Source organism: Flavobacterium sp. RSP49 (assembly GCF_003968735.1).
GTDB lineage: Bacteria > Bacteroidota > Bacteroidia > Flavobacteriales > Flavobacteriaceae > Flavobacterium.
The window spans coordinates 24,531-37,206 of sequence record NZ_RYDN01000024.1 but is presented as its reverse complement, the minus strand read 5'-3'; the positions used below and the strand labels follow the sequence as shown (position 1 = coordinate 37,206).

Here is a 12,676-nt window from a genome sequence, read left to right as displayed (position 1 = left end):
ATTCCTGCCCTATTCCTGCCCTATTCACATTCCCTAAACAACATTTCCTATCCTACACACAAATCGTAAAAAAATATAAATTATTTTGTGACTAATCTCTAACGTACGGACAGGTCGCGACCTGTCCCTGCCCTATTCCTGCCCTATTCCTGCCCTATTCACATTCCCTAAACAACATTTCCTATCCTACACACAAATCGTAAAAAAATATAAATTATTTTGTGACTAATCTCTAACGTACGGACAGGTCGCGACCTGTTCCTGCAGATTGCACTAAAAATTAATCATTGAATCTTGCCTCTTACTATGATTCTACTACCATTTATCGAATTTTTATTGATAGAAATAAAAAAATGCCTCAATATTGGGATATCAATCCAAAAAAGAGGCATTTTTTTATACGACATTCACCCATATTACTTTGATAATTAGAAGGTAACAAGCCAACTATATCGTGTTTTCTAATCTTTAATCAAACCACAACGAAGTGATGGAATTCAAGAATACCGCATTAATATCGTGTTTTCTAATCTTTAATCAAACCACAACGAATTAATTTTGCTTCCGTGTATCAATAAGATATCGTGTTTTCTAATCTTTAATCAAACCACAACGTATAGTTGCGCTTTTGGTTTATTTCTAATATATCGTGTTTTCTAATCTTTAATCAAACCACAACCAAAATTCCCTGAACTCTTCCAAGGATATGATATCGTGTTTTCTAATCTTTAATCAAACCACAACCGCACAACTTTGTATAAGCGTTTGCAATGCATATCGTGTTTTCTAATCTTTAATCAAACCACAACTCTGCGAGCATGTCTTTAATCCATTCGGAAATATCGTGTTTTCTAATCTTTAATCAAACCACAACTTACTAGATTATGATGATATATGCAACTTGTATATCGTGTTTTCTAATCTTTAATCAAACCACAACTACTCTATCCAAAGCGTAAAAAAACCGTACATATCGTGTTTTCTAATCTTTAATCAAACCACAACACGGTTTTAGTTTGGTAGATAGTTTGTGTCATATCGTGTTTTCTAATCTTTAATCAAACCACAACGCTATATCGTCACCATCTTTAGCAACATTAATATCGTGTTTTCTAATCTTTAATCAAACCACAACGAAATACGGTTTCTCACCACGTCAAGCCGAATATCGTGTTTTCTAATCTTTAATCAAACCACAACTGAAGCATTAGTAAATAACGAAAAAGGCAAATATCGTGTTTTCTAATCTTTAATCAAACCACAACCTCCTTGGTTAGCTAAAGTTGCGGGGGAAAATATCGTGTTTTCTAATCTTTAATCAAACCACAACAAGTATTGGTATGCAGTCATGGTTTCGTCAATATCGTGTTTTCTAATCTTTAATCAAACCACAACGTTAAATAAAGAAGCTTTTGACTGTTGGTTATATCGTGTTTTCTAATCTTTAATCAAACCACAACGATATTCTAATTAGCCCTTATTTGTATTTAATATCGTGTTTTCTAATCTTTAATCAAACCACAACCACTTTGATGGCACAATATCATCAATAATGATATCGTGTTTTCTAATCTTTAATCAAACCACAACAGTAATTAATACAACTAATTTTATGGACAGTATATCGTGTTTTCTAATCTTTAATCAAACCACAACAATGTTCTTGTACAAGGATTAGTTGGGAATATATCGTGTTTTATATCGTGTTTTCTAATCTTTAATCAAACCACAACAATGTTCTTGTACAAGGATTAGTTGGGAATATATCGTGTTTTCTAATCTTTAATCAAACCACAACAATGTTCTTGTACAAGGATTAGTTGGGAATATATCGTGTTTTCTAATCTTTAATCAAACCACAACATTCTATTAGCGTAAACTCTGTTAGCTATTATATCGTGTTTTCTAATCTTTAATCAAACCACAACTTTATGTGATGAAGTTAAAATTGATAGCAAATATCGTGTTTTCTAATCTTTAATCAAACCACAACACATCTAATATTATAGCTCTTACGGCCGTTATATCGTGTTTTCTAATCTTTAATCAAACCACAACGTCTAACGGTACTACTGCAAAGGTGGCATTATATCGTGTTTTCTAATCTTTAATCAAACCACAACTAGTGGTGAAAAAATTGTGAAATATTGCGAATATCGTGTTTTCTAATCTTTAATCAAACCACAACGTCTAACGGTACTACTGCAAAGGTGGCATTATATCGTGTTTTCTAATCTTTAATCAAACCACAACTAGTGGTGAAAAAATTGTGAAATATTGCGAATATCGTGTTTTCTAATCTTTAATCAAACCACAACGTCAAAGCTTCTATACCTACGGCAGTGTTAATATCGTGTTTTCTAATCTTTAATCAAACCACAACTGTGATCAATACAACTAATTTTATGGATAGATATCGTGTTTTCTAATCTTTAATCAAACCACAACCGAAGCTCGTACATGTATGCCGTAACCTGTATATCGTGTTTTCTAATCTTTAATCAAACCACAACGGAAATTCTGTAAACAACGGTATAGACCAAATATCGTGTTTTCTAATCTTTAATCAAACCACAACACGGTACGAATAAAACCCCTATCAGTTCTGATATCGTGTTTTCTAATCTTTAATCAAACCACAACTGAAAGCTACTGCATCCCTGCTGGGCGGATGCCATACCTTTCAGTTGTGGTTTGGCTGTTTAAGATGTCGAACGAAATGTCAAAGAACATTCAAATTTACAATTTTTCAATTTTTCCTGAAACCGAAATTTTTACTTTTATTGGATTATGTGTTTGCCAACCTCCTATTCCTTCTCCATAACCTGTTATTCTTCTATAATAAGGCAAAACATTATTTTGAATTGAAGCTTCTTTACTCAATCTAAATTCATAAAATTTAGAAGACAACTTCTGAACTCTGAATAAACTCTCTTTCAAATCTTCATAATTCGGGTTTTTCCAATCTATTTCTTCTTCTTTCAACCCCAATAAAAACATATCATTTATTTGTAAAGTTGTGACGATTTTATCTCCATCCACTGGCAATTGAAATACCTTTTGTTTTTGACGTTTGCGTTCCACAGCTGTCCAAAAAGTAACAACATCTTCTTTTAAATTTCCTTTTTCGTCTTTATAAATTAATACGTGATGGTTACTATTTGGATCTACAAATTGTTTTATATCTTCTTTCAATCGCTCTGCTTTACTTAATACTTTCTTTACTCTGACTTTTTTTATTGGAACAGGTGTTCTGTTAAAATTTTCAGGTTCTTTTTTATTCAAACGCAAATACCTTTTTCCTTCATTTGGCATAAAAAAAGAATTTTCCTTTAATATTTTATCAACTTTCTCTTTAATTTGTTTTTGTTTACTTTTATCAAGATTCTTTTCCTTATCAATCATCTTATCAAAAAATTGAATTTCATCATTGCTAAACTTTGTCAATACATCATCAATTATAACCTTTTTCAGATTGGCATCTAAAATATTTGTAAGCTGTGCAAAACTTAATTTATTAATATCTACTCTATAAACATATTCATCTTCATTACAATTTTTATTCTGACCGTAAACAGTTTCTAAATGTAATTGTCCTCTTGCAGCTACGCCAACATTTCTATAAACCTGTCCGTTTTTCTCTGTTTTATGAGTTCTAACAGTTATTATATTGTTTAATTTTTTATGCGAAACCAGAATTTTATCCACTGCCACTTCGGCATCCTTTACGAAACCATCCCAAGGCAATGGAAAGTTTTTATTTTCAGGTTTTCTGTCGTATCTATTCCATTCGGATAATTTTTGCAAATGACTTACCGTTCCGCAAGCCATCACCAAAGCGTCAATTGCATGATGACGGTGATCTTCTCGAGTTTTGGTTTTGTCTTCTGGATTTAGAATGGCATTCAACCCCCATTTTTGACGCAAATTAGCTGTCATTTGCCCAGGTGAAACGGATACTTTTTTGCAAATTTTAGACATATAATTTTTAGCTTCCTTGCTTATATATCTCGTATCATTTAAATTTTTACTTGCAAAATCATCATCGAATTTTTGTTGTACAAAACGTTTGAACTTTTGATAACTATTTGGATATTGTGCTGTGTCCGAAAATAATTTCAACGCTCTTTCTTTTACTTCGTGCCATTTATTTTCTCCCTGTAAACTATAAAATTCAAAAGGCGTTTTGTCTCCTTTAGCTCTGTTTTCATCAGCAAAACAGAGTGTTTTATTCATAAAACTATCGTTAAGGGATTTACTCCAAGGATGAATATGTTCAATTTGAACTTCACCACTAAACAATTGGGTTACACCGATACTTCTTCCTGTATATGGACAAGTACGCTTGCATTCTTCCCAAAGTTTATAAAGTAAAAGATTATCGTGAGAAATATGTTTCCCCAAATTATTGAGTTCCACTTTTACTCTGTCATTTTCTCTTTCTAATTTTTGTTGCCGATTTCTTTCTTCTCTTCTACCTGATTTTGAAGCTTTCAAGTTTCGAGCTAGTTCCACTTTTATTTCATCTGGTTTTCCATATTCATCGACAATTTCGTTTACTAATTTTCTGATTTCAAATAATGCAGTTATGACAACAGGATTTCGTATGGCTTGAATTTCTTTGTCAGCATTAGCATTTACAGGAAGTCTTTCGAGTAATATCTTTTCATCAATATTAACAGAATGATGATACAATTTGGCTAATTGTTTGTCCGAAAAATGTAAATCCATTTTCAAAAAATGTTTCAAAGGTTCTATAAATCCTCCTTTAAAATTAGAGCGAACAATTTCATAAACATTATCCAAAATTAAACCTTTGTCACTACTGTTTAAAGTTTCCCAATTTTGACCATAAGCATTTTTTATTCCGCCAAGAACGACGGAAATATCATATTGAAATCCCATTCCTAAAAACGGCAAAATATTGTTAATTGCTTTTCGACTTAAACTGGCATATTTGTCTTTTAAGTTAAATTTAGAAATAGCCTCTGCTTGTGTTTCATCAAAACCCCAATTTTTAATGGCATATTCTTTTACCTTGTCTTTGCTGTCAAAGAAATATAAAACGTGCCAAATATCCTCTTGTTCCTTTTCTGTGAAATCAAACCATTTTTTTCCAAAGAACTTCTTGTTACATAGATTAGATATAGTATGCGTTCCTATAATTTTATCTTCATCTTTGTAATTGAATTTATAAATGGCGTCGAGCTTGTTGATAGCTTTGCGAATCTCTTTGAAACTTGGTTTCTCTTTTTCAATTAGAAAATTAAAAACTAACTTTCTTTCATCGGCGTGTAACTTATGACCATTATATTCAACCGTATTAATCCATTGGTGCAATCTATATAGTTCAAAAGGAATTGCACTTAATTGACATTTTGTTTTATTGTGTTCGAATGTACAATTACCAACTAAATGTTTTTGAGAACGCAAAGGGCGTTGATGAAATAAAATACCATCTTCTTTGAAACCTTCATCATTCTTTCTCCCTCCAATTTTTTCTTTTATTTCGTGAGTTAAATTAGAATGATATTTTTTTTGATATTCCCAAATTTCTTCAAATTCATCAACATACATTTGGCGAGTAGTATATCTATTTCTAATGCGCTCCAAACCATCTGTGAAAGGTTGATTTTTTTTGGGTGAAATTTCATAAAAATAAGAGCCTAATGTTTTATTCTCAATTTGTTCTCTAGTTTCATCAATTCCTGTTTTACCCTCTTTGGCATTGCCTTTAAAAATAGTACCATCATCTTTTCCTGCGCTTCTGCTATTGCTTAAAAATCCTCTTCGTTGAATTAAATGATAAAAAATACGCCCAATTTCTTCAAAACTTAACTTTTCATTCAATGCTCTATGTCTTAATTCATAAGGATTCAGTGCAAACCAAGAAGCTAATTCTTGAGACGGAAACTTTTTAGTAGTTTTCCAATCATCAAAATTTTGATTTGTTAATGGACACATATTTAAAGAAGCTAATTCTTTAAGTAAAACTTTCTTTCGTAACTTTTTTCTAAAAAACTGTCTTCTTGTCCCTCTTGCTCCAGTTCTACTTGCATTTTTGGAAATTTCATTATCTCCATCTCCCAAATTCTCAACACCCATTGGAAATATTCTACTTCCAATTCCTATAATTTCATTTAATTTATCATCAATCAAAGCCCACCCAATGCTATTTGTCCCTAAATCCAATCCTAATATTTTTGCCATAACAATCTGTATTTTGTAAGAATTTTTAAAGCTACGGAGAAAATAATTACCTGCTTTACGGTTTCCCTCATTGTATCCTAATTATTTTATAGGTATATTTACAACTGATTAAAATTTCTAATCTTTAATCTTATCACAATAAGGCTATATGCCGTAGATGAAAATCTTTAGTCCTGCTTCGGTGGGACTTTTTTTGAAAACAATTCATAATTTTAACCCAAATGCCTAGCCCTGATGGAAGCGGCATCTCCCGATTTAGAAAAACAAGGCTTTTCAGCCGTAGTTTTTATTAATTGGGAATACAGCGGACAGCAGGAAATAGCTCCAAAAAAAAGCCATTTAACCTAAAATGACTATAAATTAAGTTTTTGTTTTGTATTTTCATACTGCTTTAGTATCTTTCGAGTTGAATCTATTTAGAAACCTTACACATTGAAAAAATGTTAGAAGAAAAGAATGATAACCTGCCTGAAGCAGACGGAAAATTAGACAAAAATACTGTTGAATCTAATTCATTAGAATCAAACGTTTTAGCAACTCACGCCACTGATCCAACAAATGAACCCGAAGCTGCTGTTCCCGCCGAAGAGAATGTAATAGCGCCAGAAACAGCAAATACAACTGCGCTTCATGCCATTACACAAACAAATGCAGCTGAAAGTGAAGACGAAACACTCAAAGAAAGTCACGATATTCCGATGCAGGATTATGATACCTTATCACTTGAAGTATTGGTCAACGAACTGAAAAATTTAGTTTCCAGCGACAAAATTTTGACTTTTAAACAGCATATTGAAGAAATTAAAAAAGCATTTTTAGCTAAATACAACCACCTCCTCGAAGAAAAAAAAGAAGAATTTCTAGCAGAAAATCAAGACCCTAACGAAGAATTTCAATATCATTCTCCGTTGAAATCTCAATTTGATACTTATTACTCTCTTTTTAGAGATACTAAAAATACCCATTTCAAGAGCTTGCAAACGAATCTAAAAACAAATTTAGAAAATCGTTTGGCCATTGTTGAGGAATTAAAAGAGTTGATTAACCCTCAGGAAAACATCAAAGACACCTTAAAACATTTTAATGATTTAAGAGAACGATGGAAAACTGCCGGGCCAATTCCTAAGGACAAATACAACCACGTGTGGAATAACTTCCATTTTCATGTGGAAAATTTCTATGATTATCTGCATTTAGACCGGGAAGCGAGAGATTTGGATTTCAAACACAACTTAGAACAAAAACAAAAAATTGTAGCGCGTGTTGAAGAATTGGTCACTGAAGCTGATATTAACAAAGCCTTCAGAGAACTACAGGATTTACATCGAATCTGGAAGGAGGATATTGGACCGGTATCTAGAGAACATCGAGATGATATTTGGAATAAATTCAGTGATTTGACCAAGCAAATGCATGATAAACGGGAAGTTTTATTCGAAAATCAAAGAGGAACTGAACAAGAGAATTTAGAAAAGAAAAAAGAAATTATTGCTCAAATTGAAGTTTTGGCGACCGAGAAAGTGAATGCACATTCTCAATGGCTGGCTCAAATAGAAAAGGTAGAAGCCTTGAGAACTGCTTTCTTCTCTGCCGGAAAAGTGCCATCGGAGGTAAATGAGGATACTTGGGCCAGTTTTAAAACTGCTGTAAGAAATTTCAATTCTTTCAAAAATTCATTTTATAAAGACATTAAGAAAGACCAAAACGACAATTTAAGCAAGAAAACAGCTCTTGTAGCTAAAGCCAAAGAATTGCAGGAAAGCACTGATTTTGATGCTACAACTCCTATCATGAAACAAATTCAGGATGAATGGAAACAAATAGGGCATGTACCAAGAAAATATTCGGATAAAATATGGAAAGAGTTTAAGGATGCCTGCAATCATTATTTTGACAAATTAAAAGAGCAAAAAAATGAGGAAAATGGCGAAGAAGTAGCCGCTTTTGATGCTAAAAAAATCTACCTGGAAACCTTAAGAGAGTTCCAATTGATCGGAGATCATAAAACAGATTTAGACTCCATAAAATTGCATATTGAAACCTGGAAAAACTTTGGTAAAGTACCGTTCACAAGAAGACATATTGAGGGAAAATTTAACAAAATACTGGATGCCCTTTTTGAAAAATTAAGTTTGAGTAAAAAAGATACTGACATGTTGCGTTTCTCAAACAGAATGGATCATTTGTCAGAAAGCCATGATACGCGCAAATTAGATAATGAAAAGATTTTTGTAATGCGTAAAATTGATGAAGTTCAAAATGAAATTTTTCAATTGGAAAATAACATTCAATTCTTTGCCAATACCCGAAATGCAAAAAAAGAAAATTCCATCGTATTAGAAGTTCGTAAAAACATTGCTATTCATAAAGAGAGTCTTGATGTTTGGAAAGAAAAACTCAAACAATTACGAAACTTAAAAACCGAATAAATTTCAGCACGTACTAATGATCAAAACCTCGAGGGTAAACTGCTCGAGGTTTTTTTATGGTCAAAAATGACTTAGCTGATTTCAATATTTAACGTTCCTATTTGAATACATAACAAAAAGCTAAACAGAGTGTAGTGTAAACACTTAAAACCAGTCAAAAGAAATTTTGACGAATAATCTAATCCATATTTGAATACACTTACGGCTCTTCTACTCTGTGTTTTTCTGTATTTTTTTTTCCTTATCCAAATAGTCTTCAATTTTATAACAGCTTACAAAAGCTACTATTGTCAGTAAAAAGAGTTTTCTAATCTTTCCAAATCAGTTACATGAGAATGTTCTATATTGATTCCACTTCTTTTGAATCCTCTAAAAAGGGTTTTGATTTGGCAGCGTCATTTGTAATATATTATTGCTTTCTTAGGTTTACTGAAAAAACTAGAATCAAAAAATCTATTTTCCATCTCTGTCAATTGTTTTACTTCCAGAGAGACAACATCTTTGTCCGTGTAACTCTACTATTTTTGGATAGTGATAAAATGCACCAACTTTCAAATTATTAAACAACCAAATGCTTTTATTTCTCCTTACTTTTGATAAGACTAAATTTTGAAATTATTTCTAATCCGAATGTAATACAAAAGAATATGAGCAAATGCGAACATGTATCGTCAGAGAATTTAGCTCTTTAAATGCCTTAACGAAAGACGAATTAATAAAACTTTCTTATTGTAAAACATCCCATAGTATTAAAAAAGGAGCGGTTATATTTGAAGAGGGAGAGAATGTAAACGGTATTTACTGTATAAAAGATGGTATTTATATTCCAAAATCAGAAGTGATGGGATGCTTTGGCAAGAACAATCAGTTTTCGATGAATGTGATGAAAAGCATTTGCGGTGATCTAAAAGAAGCCGACGATCACATGGTGCATTTAGCCCAAAAAACAGTCAAGAGAAGATTAGCCGAGGCACTTCTCTATTTGCATGACACCTTTGGAAAAAACGAAGATAACTCCTTAAAAGTACAACTTTAGAGAAATGAACTAGCCAGCATGATTGGAACAGCCATTGAAAGCTGTATCCGTTTACTTTCGGATTTAAAAAAACTAGGATTGATTGAATTAACCGGTAAAAAAATCGTTTTAAAAGACATCAATTCACTCAAAAAATTAGCTAATTAATTCCATTTGCTTTACTCTTTCTTGTTCATTACAAAATAATACACCGGAATTCCTAACGCCACAATGCACAATCCCAATCCCGTATTGAAGGTATCATAAATCAGTAAAGTCAGACAAATGGCTGATGTCACCACAATATAAAGTGCGGGTACAACCGGATATCCAAACGCTTTATAAGGCCTATCGGCATTGGGTTCTTTTTTTCTAAGAATGAAAACTCCCAGAATAGTCAGGATATAAAACAACAATGACGCAAAAGTAGCATAGGTTAATAAGTCCCCGAATTTTCCTGAAACACAAAGCATACAAGCCCAAATGCACTGCACCCACAATGCTTTGGCCGGAACCTGATTTTTATTAAGTTCTGTAGCTTGTTTAAAAAAAAGTCCGTCTTTTGCCATAGCAAAAAATAATCGTCCTCCCGAAAGAATCAATCCGCTGTTGCATCCAAAAGTAGAAACCATAATCAATGCAGCCATTACAAAAACGCCTACATTTCCCATAATCATACTTGCTGCGGCCGCTCCTACTCTATCATTACTGGCAAACATGATTCCGTTACTGGCAATATCAGCAGCGTTTGGAGCTCCCTGCATTGGCAATAAAGCCAAGTACGCCAGATTTGCTAAAACATAAATAACAGTAACAATTAAGGTTCCAAGAAACAAACTACGGGGGATATTCTTTTTAGGTTCTTTAATTTCCCCTGCAATGAAAGTGACATTATTCCAAGCATCACTAGAAAACAAGGAATTAATAATGGTAGCTCCTGCTGCTCCCAAAATAGCCATTCCTGCTAATTTTGTTACTGTAATTGTTCCGTCAGGATTGACTACCGTTTTGCTGGCTTCCCACATAGTTGCGAAATTATTGGACAAAACATCCGTTTGCAGACCCACGTATAATCCTAAAATTATCAAGGCAAAAAGCGCTATTAATTTTGCCGAAGTAAAGAGCAACTGAACTGTTTTTCCGCTTTCTACTCCTTTGGTATTGATGTAGGTTAACAGGATTATACTAAAAATAGCCAATACTTTTTGATACGAAAAAATAAAACCAGTACCAACCCTAAAAAGAGTTTGATCTAAAACAGGAAAGAAGATAGCGGCATAATTCGCAAAAGTAACCGCTATAGCCGCAATAACTCCCGTTTGAATTACTGTAAAAACAGTCCAACCATATAGGAAAGAAACCAATCGCCCATAAGCGCGTTGAATATATACAAATTGTCCGCCCGCATTAGGCATCATTCCTGCCAATTCTCCATAACTCAATGCCGCGGCAACCGTGATTAATCCCGTTACCAACCAAATAACTAATAACCAGGCAGCAGAACCAATATCTCTTGCCATGGCTGATGTTACAATGAAAATTCCGGATCCTATCATGGAACCGGCAACTAAACTCGTGGCATCGATTAATCCTAAAGAACGTTTTAACTCGATTTTATTTTCTGACATTGGATAATTTTATAAGTGATCCTAATTTAATTATTTAATAATAAACACTATAGTTTCTTCGCTTCTTCCCAAAAAACATCCATTTCAGCAAGTGTCATATCCATTAAAGGTTTTCCCAATTCTCCTGCTTTACTTTCCAAATATTGAAAGCGCTTGATAAATTTTTTATTGGTTCGTTCCAAAGCATCTTCTGGATTTACATTTAAAAATCGGGCATAATTGATCATTGAAAATAAAACATCCCCAAATTCGGCTTCAATTTTATCCTGATCTCCTGCTTCAACCTCAACGTGTAATTCGTCTAATTCTTCTTGAACCTTATCCCAAACCTGATGCGATTCTTCCCAATCAAAACCCACTCCTTTTACTTTCTCCTGGATTCGGCTTGCTTTTACTAATGCGGGTAAACTTCTTGGAACACCTTCCAGAACGGACTTTCTACCTTCTTTGAGTTTTAGTTTTTCCCAGTTTTGTTTCACTTCTTCCTCGTCTTTTACCACCACATCACTGTAAATATGGGGATGACGGTGAATTAGCTTTTCACAAATTTCATTACACACATCAGCCATGTCAAAATCGTTCGTCTCGCTTCCTATTTTGGCATAAAAAACAATATGCAACAACAAATCACCCAATTCTTTTTTGACTTCGTTCAAATCATTGTCTAAAATAGCATCGCCTAATTCATAGGTTTCTTCGATGGTAAGGTGACGCAACGTTTGCATGGTTTGCTTTTTGTCCCAAGGACATTTTTCACGCAAATCATCCATAATATCTAATAATCTTTCGAAAGCTTGCAGTTGGTTTTGTCTTAAATTCATCAGAAATAGTTTTTGGTAAAAATAAAAAAATCCTGTTCAGAAAAACAACTGAACAGGATTAAATAGTATTTTAAAATATGATTATTCTTTTTTAGCTTTTGCTTTTTTAGCAGGAGCGTTAACTTCCGCTACTGGAGTTTCTTCGGTTGCAACCTCTTCGGTCACTGCAGCAGCAGGAGCTTCATCAGTAACAAGTCCTTTTGCTTGAAGCATATTATACCAGTTCAACACTTTTTTGATATCAGAAGGATATACTCTTTCTTCATCATAATCAGGTAAAACTTCTTTGAAATAAGCCATCAATGTAGTGTTGTCTTCTTTATGGGATATCGCCGCGCCTTTGTTTTCTTTATCCGCAATTTTTTGCATGATTTCCGCTAAAGGTTTTTCGCCTTCATAGGTATAAATTGAAATTTCCGATAGTAAGCTTACATTGCTTTTCAAGTTTACGGTGATTTTTTTTCCATCCGCTAAAGATTCTGCTACAAATCCGGTTCTTGTTTGCACTTTCAATACATATAAACCTGGTTTACCAGAAATGGCTAATATTTTTTCTAAATTCATGTTATTGTG

At 33.2% G+C, this 12,676-nt stretch carries 5 protein-coding genes, 1 pseudogene and 1 CRISPR repeat array; of the genes and pseudogenes, 2 read left to right on the top strand and 4 right to left on the bottom strand.

Annotation, left to right across the window (positions count from 1 at the left end):
- Nucleotides 1–449: 449 nt before the first annotated feature.
- Nucleotides 450–2,643: direct repeats of the CRISPR family, unit length 35 nt; unit sequence ATATCGTGTTTTCTAATCTTTAATCAAACCACAAC.
- A 96-nt stretch (nucleotides 2,644–2,739) separates the two neighbouring features.
- The gene (cas9, locus tag EKM02_RS11360; RefSeq protein ID WP_126455223.1) at nucleotides 2,740–6,210 is read right to left on the bottom strand and encodes a type II CRISPR RNA-guided endonuclease Cas9; all 3,471 of its coding nucleotides are present in this window, start codon (nucleotides 6,208–6,210) and stop codon (nucleotides 2,740–2,742) included.
- 440 nt (nucleotides 6,211–6,650) lie between these two features.
- Here cas9 and EKM02_RS11355 point away from each other — a divergent pair, with 440 nt between their 5' ends.
- Entirely contained in the window at nucleotides 6,651–8,639 is a 1,989-nt protein-coding gene (locus EKM02_RS11355; RefSeq protein ID WP_126455222.1) for a DUF349 domain-containing protein, read from the top strand.
- A gap of 647 nt (nucleotides 8,640–9,286) precedes the next feature.
- Nucleotides 9,287–9,822, top strand: a pseudogene (locus EKM02_RS11350) (Crp/Fnr family transcriptional regulator).
- 11 nt (nucleotides 9,823–9,833) lie between these two features.
- Here EKM02_RS11350 and EKM02_RS11345 read toward each other — a convergent pair.
- The 3 genes from EKM02_RS11345 to EKM02_RS11335 all read right to left on the bottom strand — a co-directional run bounded on the left by EKM02_RS11345 (nucleotide 9,834) and on the right by EKM02_RS11335 (nucleotide 12,667).
- Complete coding sequence (locus EKM02_RS11345) at nucleotides 9,834–11,282, bottom strand: APC family permease (RefSeq protein WP_126455220.1); 1,449 nt, start codon at nucleotides 11,280–11,282, stop codon at nucleotides 9,834–9,836.
- 47 nt (nucleotides 11,283–11,329) lie between these two features.
- Nucleotides 11,330–12,103, bottom strand: coding sequence for a nucleoside triphosphate pyrophosphohydrolase (mazG, locus tag EKM02_RS11340; protein ID WP_126455218.1), 774 nt, complete (start codon nucleotides 12,101–12,103; stop codon nucleotides 11,330–11,332).
- An 81-nt stretch (nucleotides 12,104–12,184) separates the two neighbouring features.
- Complete coding sequence (locus EKM02_RS11335) at nucleotides 12,185–12,667, bottom strand: DUF5606 domain-containing protein (RefSeq protein ID WP_126455216.1); 483 nt, start codon at nucleotides 12,665–12,667, stop codon at nucleotides 12,185–12,187.
- Between the last annotated feature and the right edge of the window lie 9 nt (nucleotides 12,668–12,676).

What these genes read in the sequence shown, in the direction of transcription:
- cas9 (WP_126455223.1), bottom strand. Translation starts at nt 6,210, where the DNA reads ATGGCAAAAATATTAGGATTGGATTTAGGGACAAATAGCATTGGGTGG.
- EKM02_RS11355 (WP_126455222.1), top strand. Translation starts at nt 6,651, where the DNA reads ATGTTAGAAGAAAAGAATGATAACCTGCCTGAAGCAGACGGAAAATTA.
- EKM02_RS11345 (WP_126455220.1), bottom strand. Translation starts at nt 11,282, where the DNA reads ATGTCAGAAAATAAAATCGAGTTAAAACGTTCTTTAGGATTAATCGAT.
- mazG (WP_126455218.1), bottom strand. Translation starts at nt 12,103, where the DNA reads ATGAATTTAAGACAAAACCAACTGCAAGCTTTCGAAAGATTATTAGAT.
- EKM02_RS11335 (WP_126455216.1), bottom strand. Translation starts at nt 12,667, where the DNA reads ATGAATTTAGAAAAAATATTAGCCATTTCTGGTAAACCAGGTTTATAT.